Raw genomic sequence first — 18145 nt, 5'->3', positions numbered from 1 at the left:
TCAGGCTCGAGGCACCAGGTAGGGCGCGAGCGTCGTCAGCTTCTCGCAGGTCTCTTCGAACTCACGGTCCGGAGTCGACTCGGCGATGATGCCGGCGCCGGCGCGCAGCCAGGTCTGACCATCGGCCTCGTAGGCCGAGCGCAGCGTCAGCGCCGCGTCCATGCCGCCGTCGGCACTGAACATCACCACCGCACCCGAGTACAGCCCGCGCGGCGCCTCGTCGAGCCGCATGATGGCGTCGACGCTCTCGGCCTTGGGGATTCCGGAAGCCGTCACCGCCGGGAAGAGCGCCTCCAGCGCATGCATGCGGTCCATCTGGTCCGACAGCTGCCCGGACACCGTCGAACCCAGGTGCTGCACGCTGCCGCGTTCGCGCACCGTCATGAAGTCACTGACGACCGTGGTGCCCGGCTTGGCCACCTCGGCGATCTCCTCCTGTGAGCTGCGGACCGAAATGGCATGCTCGACAATCTCTTTCGAGTTCGATTCGAGGTCCTCACGGGCCGCGCGATCGTGATCCTCGCCGCGGCCGAACGCGCGGGTGCCGGCCAGCGGCTCGGTGATGACAGTGCCGTCGGCGCGCACCGCGGCGACGAGCTCGGGGCTGAAGCCGAGGGCGCGAATCCCGCCCAGCCGCAACAGGAATGACCGCACCGGGGTGTTGTTCGCCCGGCCCACCCGGTATGTCGCCGGGAAGTCGACCGCGAACGGCACCTCGAACCGGCGCGACAGGATCACCTTCTGGTAGTCGCCCGCCACGATCTCGGCGACGGCGGCGGCCACCCGCGACGGGTAGTCACTGCCGTCGACGCTCACGTCGACGGCGCGGGTGGCACCGGCTGCCGGAATACCCGACTGCAGTAGCCGATTCAGGGTCTCGGCGACCACGTCGCCGTCGCCCGACACACGTACCTCGCCGTCGGCGACGACCACCTGCGTCTGCGCGCTGAAGACCCGCGCCAGCGGGGTCGCCGCCGGCAGGCGCTGCGCCAGCCCGAACCGGTAGGCGCCGAATTCGAAAGCGACCCAACCGAACAGCCGGTCCGTCTCCAGGAGCAGCCGGTCGACCGCGTCGCCGAGCACCTCTCCGGGCCGGCCACTCCACGACCGGCGGGCGACTGCGCCGCCGGCGTCGACGATCCGCAGTTCGTCGCTGTCGAATTCGATGGCGGTGCGCACGCCGATGGCCAGCACCCACTCGCCCGAATGCTCGTAGCCGACATAGTCGTCGCCGGAGCGCTCCGGCAGCTCGGCTGCCAGTTGCGCGATCAGATCGGCCGGGGCGACGTCGGCGGGCAAAGCAATGCGCGTCACCGACGCCGCGTCGATAGCTTCAGCAGTCACGAAAGTTAATTTAGCCTAACCTCACCAAAAAAACACTGCCCGCCCCTGTGATTCAGGCCCCAGCGTCGGCTTTCGCCGCGCGCTTCGCGACCGTCCACCCACTGGCCGACGTCCGCTGCGCCCAGAAATCGGCGTAGCGGCCGCCGCGCGCCATCAGCTGGTCATGCGTGGCGGTGTCGTCCACGGTGCCGCGGTCGGACAGCACGACGATGTTGTCGGCGGCGGTCACCGTCGACAGTTTGTGCGCGATCACGATGACGGTGCTGCGGTCCGCCAGCTCGCGGATGGACGCGGCGACGTGGCGTTCGTTCTCGGGGTCCAGCGCGCTGGTGGCCTCGTCGAACAGCACCACGGGAGCGTTTTTCAGCAATGCGCGCGCGATCGAGACGCGTTGGCGTTCACCGCCGGACAACGCCGACCCCCCTTCGCCGACCCGCGTCTGCCAGCCGGCCGGCAGCCGGTCCACGACGGACTGCAGGCCGGCGGTGCGGGCCGCTTCCCGGATGTCGTCGTCGGAAGCGTTCGGCGCACCGATCCGCACGTTCTCCCACAGCGTGTCGTCGAACAGGTACACGTCCTGGAACACGAGCGACAGCTGGGCCATCAGCTCTGCCGTGCTCTGGTCCCGCACATCGACGCCACCCACCCGGACCACGCCGGCGTCCACGTCGTAGAAGCGCGCCAGCAGACGGGTGATGGTGGTCTTGCCCGAGCCCGACGGACCGACCAGCGCGGTCATGGTGCCCGGCGCCGCGACGAAGCTGACGTCCTCGAGCACGCGGCGCCCCGGATAGCTGAAGGCGACGCCGTCCAGTTCGACCTGCCCGGCCTTCGAAACCGATTGCGGTGCAGCGGGTTCCGGAAGCGCCGGGGTGTCGAGTACCGACGTGATCCGGTCCAGTTCGGCACCGGCCATCCGCATCGCGGAGCCGTATTCGGCCAGTTCCGACAGCGGCGAGGTGAACCGCGCCGCCAGACCGAGGATGGCCACCAGCGTCACCGGGTTGATCTCGCCGCCGACGGCCAGCCAGACGCCCACGGTGATGAGGCCGCCCAGCACCGCCTGCACGCCCACGCCGCTCAGCATCATGCCGGCCACCGAGGCCCACAGTGCGCGCTTGCCGACCTGCTCCTGCTCGGCCAAAGCCCCTGTCAGCGGATCGAATTCGGCCCCGGTCCGCCCGAACGCCCGCAACACCGGCTGGCAGCGCGCGAACTCGATGACCCGGGAGTTCACCTCGATCTCGGCGGCATGGGTGCGCGCCTCGGCCGACGCGATCAATGCGGCCGAGGCCCGCGTGGCGAGGATCAGGACCACGCCACCCGCCAGCGCGGCGACACCGATCCGCCAGTCGAAGACGAACAGCCCGGCCACCACGGTCAGCGCACTGGTGGTGTTGACCACCAGCGGCGTCACCAGGTGCGCACTGCTCGTACCGACGAAAGTCGTGCCCTTGACGGCGATCTGGGACACCTGGCCGACCCGCTCGCGGGTGAACCAGCCCAGCGGCAGGGTGACCATGTGGTCGCCGAGTCGGTGGTGCAGCAGCCGCATGGTGGTCAGGGCCATCCGCATCGACTGTGCCGCCTGCACGTAGTGCGCGACGGCGCTGAGCAGCACCACCACCGCCAGCACGACGAGCCAGCGGGCCGCGGCGGCATAGTCACCGTCGAACAGGGCCAGCGAGATCGGCACCAGCAGCGTCATCGAAAGCCCGTGCAGCAGGCCGTAACCGACGGCCCAGGCCAGGAAGCCGTACATCCGCCCGCGCTCGGGGCCGAGGATGCGCAGGAACCCGTTGATCATCGTCATCGCGCCGCCTCCAACTCACCGGTGGCCGTGTAGGTCTGCCACATCCGTGCGAAAGCACCTTCCCGGGAGAGCAATTCGTCGTGCCGTCCCTGTTCGACGATGCGCCCGTCGCCCAGGACGACGATGTTGTCGGCGCCCACGATCGAACCCAACCGGTGTGCGATCACCAGCACCGTCCGGCCTTCGATCAGGGTCGACAGCGCGGCCTGGATCTGCGCCTCGGAGTCCGGGTCGGCGAAGGCCGTGGCCTCGTCGAGCACCAGGATCGGGGTGTCGGCGAGCAGTGCGCGGGCGATGCTGATGCGCTGCGCCTCGCCGCCGGAGAAGTGTGCGTCCTGCCCCACCACCGAGTCATATCCGTTGGGCAGGGCCATGATCCGGTCGTGGATGTGCGCGGCGCGCGCGGCGGCGTGCACCGCGTCGTCGTCTGCACCCGCGCGGCCCAGCCGGATGTTGTCGGCCACGCTCATGCCGAGCAGCTGCACGTCCTGCAGGACGAAGCCGACGTGCCGGTACAGCACCGCCGGATCGATCTGGCGCACGTCCACGCCGCCGATGCGCACCTCACCCGCGGTGACGTCATGGAACCGCGGGACGAGCGTCGCAAGCGTGGACTTGCCACTGCCGGACGGCCCGACCAGCGCCGTGATGCTGCCGGCGGGCAGATCCAGTGAAATGTCGTGCAGCACCGGGTTGGTGCCGTCGTAGGAGAATTGGACGCCCGAGAAGTGGACCGAATTGTCCTGTGGCACTTGCGGGTTCTCGGCGATCGGCAACTCGGGGGCGGTCAGCAGCGCCGTCAGCCGGCCGGCCGCGGCGACCGCCTGGCGGCTCGCGGCGGCGGAATACCCGACGGCCAGCACCGCGGTCGGGATGGTGACGGCGACGAGCGTCGAACCCAGCACCTCGATGGGCGTCACCCAGCCGTTGCGGATGAACCACAGACCGCCCGCGAGGTTCACCAGCAGCACCACCGGCGCCTCGACGAACACCGATGACACCGCGCGCAGCCGGACCATGGGCCCGACGAACCCGGCGAAACCGTCGTTGAACTCATCGGCAGCGTCGGCGAATCGCTTGTGCGCCTTGCCGGTTTCCCCGAACGTCTTGACCACCGAGACACCGGCGATGAACTCGACGATGGTCGCGCTGATCTGCGCGATGCCCTCGTTCATCTGCGCCATGCGGGCCATCGCGCCGCGCATCAGCACGCCGTAGACCACGAGGTAGATCGGGATGGTGCCGATGGCCAGCAGCCCCAGCCGCCAGTCGAGGTACCAGCAGTACGCCAGGCCGAACGCCGGCGTGGCGAGCGCTCCGGTCTTCTCGACCGCGGCATGCGCCACCAGGTGGTGCAGTTCGCCGACGTCGTGCTGGACGGCCTTGCGCACCTCACCGGAGGATGTCGCGCCGAACCAGCCCAGCGGCAGCCGCCCGAGCGTGGCGACCAGTCGACGGCGCAACTCCGCCTGCAACTGCACGTCGGCGTGGTGGGTGAGCGTCAGCGCCAGGCCGCCGGCCAGGGTGCGCACCGCCAGGCCACCGCCGACGAAGACCGCGACGATGGTCCACACCCGCGCCGCGTCGATCGGACCACCACTCAGCAGGTACCGGCCCAGCTCGACGATGCCGATGAACGGCACCACGGTCGCGGCCGCGGCGATCAGCTGCAACAGCTGCGCCAGCGCGGTGCGGCCCCGCACCGGGGCCAGCAACTCCTTGAGCGCGACGCGGTCCTGCGCTGCCGCGAGCTTCGCCTGTTTGAGCTGCTCACGGGGCGACGGTTCTGCGTTGGTCATACGAATACCCACTCCACCCGAAGACTAAGGTTTGCCTAACCATAGCGACAGGCCGTGGGGTGCGGGCACCCGCCCGCTCCGGTTCGGTCGAGGATTCAGTCCAGGACGGTGCGTACCACGGCGTCGGCCAACAGCCGGCCGGACTCGGTCAGCACCAGACGGTCGTCGGCGACCGCCACGAGGCCGTCGGCCACGGCCCCCTGCGCGCGGTCGCGCTCGGCCGCGGTGAGCACCGCGACCGGCAAACCACTGCGCAGCCGCAACCGCAGCATGACGTCCTCGACGTGACGGGTGGCGTCGTCGAGCTCCTCGAAGTCCGCGACCGGCAGCCTGCCCTCGGCCAGCGCCTCGGCATAAGCGTTGGGGTGCTTGACATTCCACCACCGCCGGGCCCCGACGAAACCGTGCGCGCCCGGCCCGGCGCCCCACCACTGACCACCGTCCCAGTAGCCCAGGTTGTGCCGGCATTCGCCGCCGGGACGGCTCCAGTTCGACACCTCGTACCAGTCCAGGCCGGCCCGGCTCAGGTGCGTGTCCAGCAGCTCGTAGCGGGCCGCGAGCACGTCGTCGTCGGGCGCCGCGATCTCGCCGCGCCGGACCTTACGGGCCAGTGCGGTGCCGTCCTCGACGATCAGCGCGTACGCCGAGACGTGGTCGACACCGGCTTCGATCGCCGCGTCCGCGGAACGGCGCAGATCGTCGTCGGACTCCCCTGGCGTCCCGTAGATGAGATCGAGGTTGACGTGCGCGAACCCGGCCGCCAGCGCCTCGCGCGCCGCCGCCGGGGCGCGGCCTGCCGAGTGGGTGCGGTCGAGCGCCGCCAGCACGTGCGGCGCCGTCGACTGCATGCCCAGCGAAATCCGCGTGTAGCCGGCGTCCAGCAGCTCGGCGAAGAACTCGGGCGAGGTCGACTCCGGATTCGACTCGGTCGTGACCTCGGCGCCGGGATCGAGGCGGAAATTATCCCGCACCGCGTCGAGCACCGCGCGCAGCCCGGCGCCGCCGAGCAGGGACGGGGTACCGCCGCCGACGAACACCGTGTCGACCGGCAGGTCGACCTGCGCGCCGGCCATGGCGAGCTCGGTGCGCAGCGCGTTCAGCCAGCCCTCTGGGTTGGCTCCGCCCAGCTCACCGGCGGTATAGGTGTTGAAGTCGCAGTATCCGCAGCGGGTCGCACAGAACGGCACGTGGATGTAGATGCCGAACGGCCCGGTATCGCTGGTGTGGGCGTCGGTCATGGCAACCAGTGTCCCATCGCCGCCGGCGAACTTTTTGCTCGCGCAGATTCCGAATCTGGCCCGGTTAGGCCGAATGCCCTGTTCGTGGCAGAATGGCGGGGTGTCCGCCAGCCTCAACCGCACCCTCGGTTCCGCATTGGTAATGCGGCGGCATGTCGACTTCAAGCGCGTATGCAGCTGTTGCTGTCTGCCTTGATGCCTGCCTTGATGCCCCAGCTCTGACAACCAGATCTTTCAGCCGGCACAGGATCGGCAGTGCCGGACAGCCCCCGGCGTACGCGTGATCCAACGCCTGCTCTTGCACGAAGGAAATCACCCCGTGACAACAGCAAAACCCGCCAAGACCCGCGATGAAGGCCAGTGGGCGCTGGGCAGCCGCGATCCGCTGAACGCCAATGAGGTGTTCAAGCAGGAAGACGACGCGCTGAACGTGCGGCAGCGCATCCTCGACGTGTACTCCAAAGAGGGCTTCGACGCCATCACGATGGACGACCTGCGCGGCCGGTTCCGCTGGATGGGTCTGTACACGCAGCGCACCGAGGGCTACGACGGCACCTTCACCGGCGACGACAACGCCGACCTGCTGGAAGCCAAGTTCTTCATGATGCGCGTGCGCACCGACGGCAAGGCCCTGTCGGCCCAGGCCGTCCGCGCCCTCGGCCAGATTTCGATCGACTTCGCCCGCGACAGCGCCGACATCACCGACCGCGAGAACCTGCAGTACCACTGGCTGCGTATCGAGGACATCCCCGAGATCTGGCGCCGTCTCGAAGAGGTCGGCCTGCAGACCATGGAGGCCTGCGGCGACTGCCCGCGTGGCATGCTCGGCTCCCCGCTCGCGGGTGACTCGCTGGTCGAGGTCCTGGACCCGACTCCGGCGCTCAAGGAGATCGAGGAGCTGTACATCGGCAACCCCGAGTTCTCCAACCTGCCGCGCAAGTTCAAGACCGCGATCTCGGGCCTGCAGGACGTCGCCCACGAGATCAACGACGTGTCGTTCATCGGGGTGAACCACCCCGAGCACGGCCCGGGCCTGGACCTGTGGGTCGGCGGCGGTCTGTCCACCAACCCGATGCTGGCGCAGCGCGTCGGTGTCTGGGTGCCGCTGGAGGAGGTCGCCGAGGTCTGGAAGGGCGTCACCTCGATCTTCCGCGACTACGGCTACCGCCGCCTGCGTTCGAAGGCGCGGCTGAAGTTCCTGATCAAGGACTGGGGTGTCGAGAAATTCAGGGAAGTTCTCGAAACGGAATACCTGAAGCGCCCCCTCCACGACGGCCCGGCGCCCGAGCAGGTGCCGCACACCGTCGACCACGTCGGCGTGCAGAAGCTGAAGAACGGCCTCAACGCCGTCGGCGTCTCGGCCATTGCCGGTCGCGTTTCGGGCACCATCCTGACCAAGGTGGCCGACCTCATGGAGGCCGCGGGCACCGACCGGGCCAGGCTGACCGCCTACCAGAAGCTGATCATCCTCGACGTCGCCGATGACAAGCTCGACGAGCTGCGCGCCGGCCTGGATGCCCTCGGCCTGCAGTCGCAGCCGTCGCACTGGCGCCAGAACCTGATGGCCTGCACCGGCATCGAGTACTGCAAGCTGAGCTTCGCCGACACCCGTGGTCGCGCGCAGACGCTGGTGCCCGAACTCGAGGCCCGTCTCGGCGACCTCAACGCCGAGCTGGACGTGCCGGTCACCGTCAACATCAACGGTTGCCCGAACTCGTGCGCCCGCATCCAGGTCGCCGACATCGGCTTCAAGGGTCAGATGGTCGACGACGGCAACGGCCCCGAGGAAGGTTTCCAGGTGCACCTGGGCGGCAGCCTCGGCCTGGACAGCGGTTTCGGACGCAAGCTGCGTCAGCACAAGGTGCTGGCCACCGAGCTGCCGGAGTACATCGATCGTGTCGTGCGCAACTTCGTGAAACAACGCGAGGCCGGCGAGCGTTTCGCCCAGTGGGCCGTTCGGGCCGACGAAGCCGACTTGAGGTGAGCGCTGACATGACGACTGTGACCGAAACAGAGCTACGGGCACTTGCGGAGCGCGGCGCCGCGGAGCTGGCCGACGCCGGCGCCGAGGAACTGCTGCGCTGGGTCGACGAGAACTTCGGCGGCCAGTACGTCGTGGCGTCCAACATGCAGGACGCAGTCCTGGTCGAGATGGCCGCCAAGGTCCGTCCCGGCGTCGACGTCCTGTTCCTGGACACCGGTTACCACTTCGCCGAGACCATCGGCACCCGTGACGCCGTCGAGGCCGTGTACGGCGTCAACATCGTGAACGTGACCCCCGAGCAGACCGTCGCCGAACAGGACGAGCTGGTCGGCAAGGACCTGTTCGCGAGCGACGCCGCCCGGTGCTGCAACCTGCGCAAGGTACAGCCACTGTCCAAGGCGCTCAAGGGCTACTCTGCCTGGGTGACCGGCATCCGCCGGGTGGAGGCGCCGACGCGCGCCAACGCCCCCCTGATCAGTTTCGACGAGGCGTTCGGTCTGGTGAAGATCAACCCGATCGCCGCGTGGAGCGACGAGCAGATGCAGGCGTACATCGAAGCCAACGGCATTCTGGTGAATCCGCTTGTGGACGAAGGTTATCCGTCCATCGGCTGCGCCCCGTGCACCCAGAAGCCGGTCGAGGGTGCCGACCCCCGCAGCGGTCGCTGGGCCGGTCTGGCCAAGACCGAATGCGGTCTGCACGCATCCTGAGGTAGTCGTGCAACTGATCCTCACCGCGCACGGCAGTGCCGACCCGCGGTCTGCGGCGAACGCCCGCGAGGTGGCCCGAACCGTGGCCGCCCTGCGGCGCGACGTCGATGTCAAAGTGGCTTTCTGCGAACAGAATTCGCCGAATCTCCGGGATGTGCTGGCCGACTCCCCCGCCGGCGGCGTGGTGGTCCCGCTGCTGTTGGCCGACGCCTATCACGCCCGCATCGACATCCCCGAGATGATCGCCGACGCCAATCCGGCCGTGCGGCAGGCCGATGTCCTCGGCGAGGATGACCGGCTGATTCACGTGCTGAGCCAACGGCTCACGCATTCCGGGGTGTCCCGGCTGGACTCGAGCGTCGGCGTGCTGGTGACGGCCGTCGGATCGTCGTCGGCCGCGGCCAACGCGCGCACCGCCACCGTGGCCACCGGGCTGGTCGCGGGCACCCACTGGCGCGCCACGACGGCTTTCGCCACCGGTCCGCACGCCAACCTGGCCGAAGCCGCCGAGCTGCTGCTGGATCAGGGTGCGACGCGCCTGGTCATCGCACCCTGGTTCCTCGCCCACGGCACGATCACCGACCGGGTCGCCAAATTCGCTGCTGCCCAACGGATTCCGATGGCACAGCCCCTGGGCGCACACCGGCTCGTCGCCGAAACCGTGCTGGACCGCTTCGACGAGGTCGCCGCGGTTCCGCGCGCCGCCTGATCGAAGACCGTCTGAATCCCGGCAAGACCGCGGCCGCTGCCGTATGGATTGCGTATAGATCGTGGCACCGCGGCGCCGCCGCCGGTTGACTCGCAGTCATGCAAATATTCGGGACCGCTGATGTCTGACCTGCTGCAATTGCTGTCCATGATGGCGCTGCCGGCATCGGTCCTCCTGCTGTGCCGGCGGGTCAACCGCCGCAACCCGCCGTCGGGTGCAATTCGAACCTGATCACACGTCACGGCTACGTCGCCTACGATCCGGACGGTCGGCCAACGATCCGGACGAAGGAGACACCGCGCGTGGGCACACACCCCGACACCGGTCGGAAGGGGCTGGGAGCGGGCCTGGCCATCAGCGCCCTGGGCGTCGTCTTCGGCGACATCGGCACCAGCCCGATCTACACCATGCAGACGCTGTTCAATCCCGATGATCCACATCCGGTGCCGATCAGCCACGACAACATCTACGGCGTCGTCTCCCTGGTGTTCTGGTCGGTGATGCTGATCGTCACCATCACCTACGTCAGCTTGGTGATGCGCGCCGACAACGACGGTGAGGGCGGCGTCATGGCGCTGATCACCCTGGTGAAGCAGTCGTCGAACAAGCTCGGCAGGCGCACCGCGTCCTTCCTCGCCGCGCTCGGAATCCTGGGTGCCGCACTGTTTTTCGGTGACTCGATGATCACCCCGGCGATCTCGGTGCTGTCGGCCGTCGAAGGCTCGAAAACCATCGACCCCGGCCTTTCGGACTGGGTGGTGCCCATCACCGCGGTGATCATCATCGCGTTGTTCAGCGTGCAGCACCGCGGCACCGCGGTCGTCGGCCGGTTCTTCGGTCCGGTGATGATCGTGTGGTTCACCGTGATCGGCGCCTGCGGTGTCGGCGGCATCATCAGAGACCCCGAGATCCTGCGCGCGCTGAATCCGCTGTACGCGCTGAGTTTCATGGCCGGACACTTCCACATCGCGTTCTTCGCGCTGGCCGCCGTGGTGCTGTCGGTGACCGGCGCCGAGGCCCTGTACGCCGACATGGGGCATTTCGGCCGCAAACCGATCACTTTCGCGTGGCTGCTGCTGGTGTTCCCGGCGTGCATGCTGAGCTACTTCGGGCAGGGCGCGCTGCTGCTGCAGAATCCGAACGTCCACGACGCCCCGTTCTTCCTGCTGACGCCCGAATGGGGCCGGCTGCCGATGGTCCTGCTGGCCACCGCGGCGACCGTGATCGCGTCGCAGGCGGTCATCACCGGGGCGTTCTCTGTAGCGGCCCAGGCCGCGCACCTCGGCTACCTGCCGCGGCTGCGGATCCTGCACACGTCGGCGTCCACGATGGGCCAGATTTACGTGCCGTGGATCAACAGCATGCTGCTGATCGCCGTGCTGACCCTGGTCTTCGCCTTCCGCAGCTCCGCGGCACTCGGCTACGCCTACGGCATGGCGGTCACCGGGACCATCACCATCACCACGCTGTTGTTCCTCAACATCGCGCGCGCCCGGTGGAACTGGCCGCTGTGGTCCGTCGTCGCGATCGGCGCGCCGCTGCTCACCGTGGACCTGCTGTTCCTCGCCGCCAACCTCACCAAGCTGGTACACGGCGCCTGGCTGCCGTTGCTGATCGGGTTGATCGCGTTCACGGTGATGACCACGTGGCAGGACGGCCGTGCGGTGGTGACGCGGGCCCGCGACGCCGTCGAAGGCCCCCTGCGGCAGTTCGTCGAATCGATCGTCACGAGCGAGCCGCCGCTGACCCGGGTGCCGGGGACCGCGGTGTTTCTCAACCGCGGCATCGAGACCGCCCCGCTGGCCATGCGCGCCAACGTGAAGTACAACCGGATGCTGCACGAGCATGTGGTGGTGCTGTCGCTCGAGACCGCGACGGTGCCGAGGGTCGCCGACGGCGCCCGGCTGGCGGTCGACGACCTGGGCTACCGCGACGACGGCATCATCCACGTCACCGCCACCTACGGATACATGGACCGGCCCGACGTCCCCGCCGCCCTGGCGCAGCTGAACTCAGCCCAAACCGAGGGGCCGCTGGACCTGGCGGGCGCGACCTATTTCCTGTCGAAGGTCGATCTGGTGATGGGCAAGGAACCGTCGATGGCACCCTGGCGGACAAGGCTTTTCATCGGGACGTCATACATCACGTCCGACGCCGCGGCCTATTTCCAGCTGCCGTCCGACCGCACGGTGATCCTGGGCTCCCGCATCGAGGTGTGAAATACCGACCCGTGGGGCACGCGTTGTCCCAAGCAGATAGATTTTGTGATGAATGAAACCCTTGACGGAGCACCTGCGATTCAGCAGATTCGGCAGGTGCCTGCGCGGGCACCACAATTTCACCAAGCTAGCGCCGACGAGAGGTCACCGATGGGCAAGATCTACGCCAATGTCACCGAATTGGTCGGGCGCACGCCGCTGGTCCGGCTCAATCGGTTGACCGAGGGCGCCGGCGCGCAGGTCGTCGCGAAGCTGGAGTTCTACAACCCGGCGAACAGCGTGAAGGACCGCATCGGTGTGGCGATCGTCGACGCCGCGGAGCAGTCCGGTGAACTCAAGCCCGGTGGCACCATCGTGGAGGCCACGAGCGGCAACACGGGCATCGCGCTGGCGCTGGTGGGCGCGGCCCGTGGCTACAAGGTCATCCTGACCATGCCGGAGACCATGTCCCTGGAGCGGCGCGTCATGCTGCGCGCGTTCGGCGCCGAGATCGTGCTGACGCCGGGTTCCGAAGGTATGGCCGGCGCGGTCGCCAAGGCCAAGCAGATCCTCGCCGACACCCCCAACTCGGTCGCTGCCGATCAGTTCGCCAACCCGGCCAACCCCGCAATCCACGAGAAGACCACGGCCGAGGAGGTCTGGGCCGACACCGACGGTGAGGTCGACATCTTCGTCGCCGGCATCGGGACCGGCGGCACCCTGACCGGTGTCGGGCACGTCTTGAAGGAGCGCAAGACCGACGTGAAGATCGTCGGTGTCGAACCCGTCGACTCCCCCATCCTCACCGGCGGCCAGGCCGGCCCGCACAAGATTCAGGGCCTCGGCGCGAACTTCGTCCCCGAGGTGCTGGACCGCTCCGTGTACGACGAGATCATCGACGTGGCCTTCCCGGACGCCATCGACGTGGCGCGGGCGCTGGGCACCGATGAGGGCATCCTCGGCGGCATCTCTGCGGGTGCCAACGTTTGGGCAGCGCTGCAGCTGGCCAAGCGCCCCGAGAACGCCGGCAAGCTCATCGTCGTCATCGTCCCCGACTTCGGCGAGCGGTACGTCTCCACGGCGCTGTACGAGCACATCCGGGACTGACCGGACGAGCGAAGCGACGGGAAAAGAAACAAGAATGACGCTGTTCGCCGGGGCTCTTTCGACCCTCCGTGAGGACCTGGACAACGCACGCAGCCACGACCCAGCAGGACGCGGAGACTTCGAGAACGCCCTGGTGTACTCGGGCCTGCATGCCATCTGGTCGCACCGCCTGGCCCACCGGCTGTGGGCCAGGCCGGCCTGGCGCGGGCCGGCGCGGGTGCTGGCACAGGTGACCCGTTTCCTCACCGGCATCGAGATTCACCCGGGGGCCACCATCGGCCGGCGGTTCTTCATCGACCACGGCATGGGCGTGGTGATCGGCGAGACCACCGAGATCGGCGACGACGTCATGCTCTACCACGGCGTGACACTGGGCGGTCGCAGCCTCAACAAGGGCAAGCGCCACCCCACCATCGGCAACCGCGTGACCGTCGGCGCCGGCGCCAAGGTGCTCGGCCCCATCCTCATCGGCGACGACTCTGCCGTAGGCGCGAACGCCGTTGTGACACACGATGTTCCGGCGGACTCCATTGCCACCGGCATTCCGGCGATCGTGCGCCCGCGCACCGAGAAGCAGCGCGAGCCCGCCGTCGACCCGACGACCTACATCGACCCCGCGATGTACATCTGAGCTTCGGCTGGTATTCGGCCCAGTGGCGTTGACCCGGTAACCAGGGTCAACGCCACGCGCGCTTCTACGCCCTGGTTACAGGCTCAACGCAAAACACCGCGGCCGCGCAACCAGTCCGGTTGCGCGGCCGCGGTGCGTGATCCCTTGTGGCTCAGGCCCCGGCGAGGACCGCCTCAACCTCTTGCGTCTGTCCCGCGATCGGAGGGATGCGCGTGGCCCGTACGTACACGGTGTCGCCCTCGAGGAGCTGCAGCGCTTCGGCGTCGCCGCGGGTGATCTGTGCGGTGAACGGCGTGTGGTCCGCCGCGGTCGTCAGCTCGACGCGAACCTCGAAGCCAAGGACGACCACGCGGTCGACCTTGGCCCGCAGCACTCCGGTGGCCGCGACGTCGCCGTCGGCCTGGGAGATGGCCATGTCGGGGTTGCGGCCCACGCGGATGTCGTGGGGCCGCACCAGCGTCCCGTTCAGCGTCGACACCGCACCCAGGAACGACATCACGAACGGGTTGGCCGGGCTGTCGTAGACCTCGGTCGGCGACCCGACCTGCTCGATGCGACCCTTGTTGAGCACCGCGATCCGGTCGGCGACGTCGAGCGCCTCGGCCTGGTCGTGCGTGACGAGCACGGTGGTCACGTGCACCTCGTCGTGCAGGCGGCGCAGCCAGCTGCGCAGGTCGTCGCGGACCTTGGCGTCGAGGGCGCCGAACGGCTCATCGAGCAGCAGCACCTGCGGGTCGACCGCGAGGGCCCGGGCCAGCGCCATGCGCTGACGCTGACCGCCGGAGAGCTGGCTGGGGTAGCGCGTCTGGAAACCGCTGAGCCCCACCACTTCCAGCAGATCATCGACCTTGGCCTTGACCTCGGCTTTGGGCTTCTTGCGGATCTTCAGGCCGAACGCGACGTTCTCGCGGACGGTGAGGTGTTTGAACGCCGCATAGTGCTGGAAGACGAAACCGATGCCGCGCCGCTGCGGCGGCACCCCGGTGACGTCGTTGCCCTTGATGGTGATCGTGCCGGTGTCCGGGGTGTCGAGTCCGGCGATGGCCCGCAACAGCGTGGACTTACCCGACCCACTGGGGCCCAGCAGCGCGGTCAGCGAGCCCTCGGGCACGTCGAAGTCGACGTTGTCGAGGGCCGCGAAGTCGCCGTAGTGCTTGTTGGCACCGCGCACCGTGATGGCGGGCGGGCTGCCCTGCTTCTGCTCGTCACTCATGATCGGTTCTTCCTATCGAAAAGCTATTGTGCCGCCCGGGCACGCCGGGCGTCGAGGATTACCTGCACGATCAGCACGATCACCGCGACGGCCATCAGCACTGTGGACATGGCGTAGGCGCCGTATTCGGCGCCGCGGCTGTACCGGTCGGACACCAGCAGGGTCAGGGTCTGGGATTGGCCGGGCAGGTTGGAGGACACCATGATGACGGCGCCGTACTCTCCCAGCGTGCGCGCGACGGTCAGCACGACGCCGTAGGTCAGGCCCCAGCGGATGGACGGCAGCGTGATCCGCCAGAACGTCTGCCACCACTGCGCACCCAGGGTGGAGGCCGCTTCTTCCTGGTCGGTGCCGAGCTCGTGCAGCACCGGTTCGACTTCGCGGATCACGAAGGGAACCGTGACGAAGATGCTCGCCAGCACGATGCCGGGGAAGCCGAAGATGATCTTGAATCCCCAACTGTGCTCGACGAAGCCGAGCAGTCCGGCCGAGCCCCACAGCAGGATCAGGGCCACACCGACCACGACGGGCGACACCGCGAACGGCAGGTCGATCACAGCCTGCAGGACGCTCTTGCCGCGGAACCGGTTGCGGGCCAACACCAGTGCGGTCGGCACCCCGAACAGCACGTTGAGCGGCACCACGATGGCGACGACGAGCAGCGAGAGCTGCAGCGCGGAAATGGCTGCCGGCGTAGTGATCTGGGTGAAGAACTCGCCGAGGCCGGGTTGGAACGTCCGCCACAGGATCAGGCCGACGGGCACGATGACGAGCACCGTGATGTAGGCCAGCGCCACGTACCGGGCCAGGTAGCGAACCACCGGTGACAATGTCATGCGCGATCCGCCTTCGGCTTCTCGTCTGCCGTCATGCGGCCAGTTCCTGACGCTTGGCCGCCCGCGACCCGATGGCCCGCAGCACGAACAGCACGACGAACGAAATCACCAGCAGCACAATCGAGATCGCGGCCGCACCGGTACGGTCGTCGTTCTCGATCAGGGTGCGGATCCACTGCGACGACACCTCGGTCTCGCCGGGCACCGCGCCGCCGATCAGCACCACCGAACCGAATTCGCCGATGGCGCGGGAGAAGGCCAGACCCGCGCCCGACAGCAGTGACGGCAGCAGCGCCGGTAGCACCACCTTGGTGAAGATGACAAAGTTGTTGGCGCCGAGCGACGCGGCCGCCTCTTCGGTCTCCTGGTCGAGTTCGAGCAGGACCGGCTGCACCGACCGCACCACGAACGGCAGCGTGACGAACAGTAGCGCGACGCCGATGCCCCACTTGGTGTGCTGCAGATGCAGGTTCACCGGGCTGGCCGGACCGTAGAGCGCGAGCATCACGAGGCTGGCCACGATCGTGGGCAGCGCGAACGGCAGGTCGATGACGGCGTCCACCAGTCGCTTACCGACGAAGTCGTCGCGCGTCAGCACCCACGCCACCAACAACCCGAAGACCAGGTTGATGAGCGCGACGGCCGCCGACACCTCGAGCGTCACCCGGAACGAGGCGAGTGCTGAATTCGATGTGACCGCGGACCAGAAGTACCCCCAGCCGCCGCGGGCGGATTGGACCAGGATCGCGGCGAGCGGCAGCAGCACGATGACGGACAGCCAGATGCTCGCCGCGCCCACGCGCAACGACGTCGTGCCCAATGCGTTCCTCACGCCGGGGCCCGGCCCGGCCGAGTCACCATTGGACTCGGGCCGGGCCGGGACGCCGTCGAACTGAACAGTGCTTGTCATCCAGTGGCCTGCTTGTAGATCTTGGTGATGCTGCCGTTTTCCTTGTCGAACAACGCCGGATCGACGGTCTTCCATCCACCCAGGTCAGCGATGGTCCACAGCTTCTCCGGCGTCGGGAAGTCCTTGGCGAACTCAGCGGTCACGGCCGGATCGACCGGGCGGAACCCGGCCTGCGCCCACAGCTTCTGGCCGTCCGCGGTGTAGAGGAAGTTCTTCAGCGCGTTGGCCTTGTCCTGGTGCGGGCCCGACGTCACGACAGCCACCGGGTTCTCGATCTTGAAGGTCTGCGGCGGGTTGATGTGCTCGACGTCCTTGCCCTGCCGCTCGACGTTGATGGCTTCGTTCTCGTAGCTGATCAGCACGTCACCGGTGCCGTGCAGGAAGAGGTCGGTGGCTTCCCGGCCCGAACCCGGACGGGTCTTGATGTGCTCGACGACCAGCTGCCGCACGAAGTCGATGCCGGCCTGGGCGTCCTTGCCGCCGTTGCTCTTCACGGCGTACGGCGCCAGCAGGTTCCACTTGGCCGAACCCGAGCTCAGCGGACTGGGCGTGACGACCTCGACGCCCGGCTTGAGCAGGTCGTCCCAGTCCTTGATGCCCTTGGGGTTGCCCTTGCGCACGACCAGCGACACCACCGAACCGAACGGGATGCCCTTCGTGGCGTCGGCGTTCCAGTCCTTGCTGACCTTGCCGGCCTTCACCAGGCGGGTGACGTCGGGCTCCACCGAGAAGTTGACGATGTCGGCGGGGGCACCGGACTCGACCTTGCGCGACTGATCACCGGAGGCACCGTACGACGTGGTCACAGCGACACCCTTGCCCTCAGGGGTGGCGGCGAATGCCGGGATGATCTTGCTCCAGCCGGGCTCCGGCACGGCGTAGGCCACCAGGGTCAGGGTGGTGTTGGCACCCGACTGTGCACCGCCACCGCCGGCGACGTCACTCGCTCCGCCACCGCAAGCGGCGAGCACCGTGGTGCTGGCCACGACGGCAGCGACCGCGGTGGCGGGCCGCCAGTTCTTGATGATCTTGTGCATTGATGGGCCTTCCTTGCTGGTTTACGGATGGACTACCCGTCACACGGCAAGGTGATCGATCAGCACGTGGGCATAGCAGAAGCCGACGCCGATCCCGGAAACCGCGGACGGAAACGGGGTCAGCGACAACAGGCGACGTCAGCAACAGCGCGGGTACCCACGGCAATGAGGGCCAGGATGTGGCCCTCGGTTGTGCCGGACGCTGCGTACATGGCCGGAAGAATATCAGAGGCCGGCTCGTAGCCACTGCTCAGCGAGTCAGCAGCCACGTGACGATGACGAGCACCACCAGCAGCACCAGGATCAGCGTCACCCGTGACTGCGGCAGTCCGTTCACAGTGCGTCCTCCTCGACGTGGCGGGCCCGGTGCAGCAGCGTGATGGAGTAGCCCAGCGCCACGTCGAGCAGCACTGCCAGGCCATATGCGAGTGCCAGCACCACGGGCATCACGATGATCGTCTGCACCACGAACGACAGACCGGACAGCCACAGTTCGACGCCGTCCCACCAATTCAGAATGCCGTTCATCGATTCTCAGCCTACGGTGTGTGCCCTTTCGAATCGCGCTGGGTCGAATCCGCCGGGCCCCGTCAGGGCTTTCGGTGGACGGCAACCG

General features: G+C 68.0%; 17 protein-coding genes. 7 read left to right on the top strand and 10 right to left on the bottom strand.

All coding sequences use genetic code 11. The features are described from left to right. The 4 genes from ACJEIK_RS08730 to hemW form a co-directional block, all read right to left on the bottom strand. Complete coding sequence (locus ACJEIK_RS08730; protein ID WP_061010458.1) at positions 1 to 1344, bottom strand: salicylate synthase; 1344 nt, start codon at positions 1342 to 1344, stop codon at positions 1 to 3. Between the two features lie 52 nt (positions 1345 to 1396). Beyond that, the gene (locus ACJEIK_RS08725) at positions 1397 to 3151 is read right to left on the bottom strand and encodes an ABC transporter ATP-binding protein (protein ID WP_064860918.1); all 1755 of its coding nucleotides are present in this window, start codon (positions 3149 to 3151) and stop codon (positions 1397 to 1399) included. 2 nt (positions 3152 to 3153) lie between these two features. Further along, positions 3154 to 4956: an ABC transporter ATP-binding protein gene (locus ACJEIK_RS08720; protein WP_267325195.1), complete on the bottom strand. Its 1803-nt coding sequence runs from the start codon at positions 4954 to 4956 to the stop codon at positions 3154 to 3156. A 95-nt stretch (positions 4957 to 5051) separates the two neighbouring features. Beyond that, positions 5052 to 6194: a radical SAM family heme chaperone HemW gene (hemW, locus tag ACJEIK_RS08715; RefSeq protein ID WP_267325196.1), complete on the bottom strand. Its 1143-nt coding sequence runs from the start codon at positions 6192 to 6194 to the stop codon at positions 5052 to 5054. Here hemW and ACJEIK_RS08710 point away from each other — a divergent pair. From ACJEIK_RS08710 to epsC, 7 genes are all read left to right on the top strand, one after another. Then, a complete protein-coding gene (locus tag ACJEIK_RS08710) occupies positions 6154 to 6390 on the top strand; it encodes an Ms4527A family Cys-rich leader peptide (protein WP_409347417.1) in 237 nt (78 codons plus the stop codon). The genes hemW and ACJEIK_RS08710 overlap by 41 nt on opposite strands. 123 nt (positions 6391 to 6513) lie before the next feature. Next, positions 6514 to 8178: a nitrite/sulfite reductase gene (locus ACJEIK_RS08705; RefSeq protein ID WP_135355820.1), complete on the top strand. Its 1665-nt coding sequence runs from the start codon at positions 6514 to 6516 to the stop codon at positions 8176 to 8178. 8 nt (positions 8179 to 8186) lie between these two features. Continuing rightward, complete coding sequence (locus ACJEIK_RS08700) at positions 8187 to 8888, top strand: phosphoadenylyl-sulfate reductase (RefSeq protein WP_409431343.1); 702 nt, start codon at positions 8187 to 8189, stop codon at positions 8886 to 8888. A 7-nt stretch (positions 8889 to 8895) separates the two neighbouring features. Further along, positions 8896 to 9597: a sirohydrochlorin chelatase gene (locus ACJEIK_RS08695; RefSeq protein WP_409431342.1), complete on the top strand. Its 702-nt coding sequence runs from the start codon at positions 8896 to 8898 to the stop codon at positions 9595 to 9597. 302 nt (positions 9598 to 9899) lie between these two features. Further along, positions 9900 to 11816 carry a potassium transporter Kup gene (locus ACJEIK_RS08690; protein WP_064860931.1) on the top strand — a complete coding sequence of 639 codons (1917 nt, stop codon included), beginning with the start codon at positions 9900 to 9902 and terminating at the stop codon, positions 11814 to 11816. 150 nt (positions 11817 to 11966) lie between these two features. After that, positions 11967 to 12902 (top strand): cysteine synthase A, encoded by a 936-nt coding sequence (gene cysK / locus ACJEIK_RS08685; RefSeq protein ID WP_409431341.1) that lies wholly within the window; start codon positions 11967 to 11969, stop codon positions 12900 to 12902. A gap of 34 nt (positions 12903 to 12936) precedes the next feature. Then, complete coding sequence (gene epsC, locus ACJEIK_RS08680; RefSeq protein WP_064860923.1) at positions 12937 to 13533, top strand: serine O-acetyltransferase EpsC; 597 nt, start codon at positions 12937 to 12939, stop codon at positions 13531 to 13533. A 151-nt stretch (positions 13534 to 13684) separates the two neighbouring features. Here epsC and ACJEIK_RS08675 read toward each other — a convergent pair whose 3' ends face one another. From ACJEIK_RS08675 to ACJEIK_RS08650, 6 genes are all read right to left on the bottom strand, one after another. Then, complete coding sequence (locus ACJEIK_RS08675) at positions 13685 to 14746, bottom strand: sulfate/molybdate ABC transporter ATP-binding protein (RefSeq protein WP_061006465.1); 1062 nt, start codon at positions 14744 to 14746, stop codon at positions 13685 to 13687. Positions 14747 to 14769: 23 nt separating this feature from the next. Next, positions 14770 to 15582 carry a sulfate ABC transporter permease subunit CysW gene (cysW, locus tag ACJEIK_RS08670; protein WP_061006466.1) on the bottom strand — a complete coding sequence of 271 codons (813 nt, stop codon included), beginning with the start codon at positions 15580 to 15582 and terminating at the stop codon, positions 14770 to 14772. Between the two features lie 31 nt (positions 15583 to 15613). Then, on the bottom strand, positions 15614 to 16492 hold the full coding sequence (cysT, locus tag ACJEIK_RS08665) for a sulfate ABC transporter permease subunit CysT (protein WP_064860924.1): 879 nt from the start codon (positions 16490 to 16492) through the stop codon (positions 15614 to 15616). After that, entirely contained in the window at positions 16489 to 17529 is a 1041-nt protein-coding gene (locus ACJEIK_RS08660) for a sulfate ABC transporter substrate-binding protein (protein ID WP_061006468.1), read from the bottom strand. Before ACJEIK_RS08660 ends, cysT begins: the two co-directional genes overlap by 4 nt. Positions 17530 to 17648: 119 nt before the next feature. Further along, positions 17649 to 17741, bottom strand: coding sequence for an Ms4533A family Cys-rich leader peptide (locus ACJEIK_RS08655; RefSeq protein ID WP_353651654.1), 93 nt, complete (start codon positions 17739 to 17741; stop codon positions 17649 to 17651). Between the two features lie 121 nt (positions 17742 to 17862). Next, positions 17863 to 18057: a hypothetical protein gene (locus ACJEIK_RS08650; protein WP_020102126.1), complete on the bottom strand. Its 195-nt coding sequence runs from the start codon at positions 18055 to 18057 to the stop codon at positions 17863 to 17865. Positions 18058 to 18145: the final 88 nt, after the last annotated feature.

It is taken from the genome of Mycobacterium sp. SMC-16 (assembly GCF_046250085.1).
Taxonomy (GTDB): Bacteria; Actinomycetota; Actinomycetes; order Mycobacteriales; family Mycobacteriaceae; genus Mycobacterium; species Mycobacterium phocaicum.
Note: the sequence above shows the minus strand (reverse complement) of the source record. Positions and strands in the feature narration are given on the sequence as shown.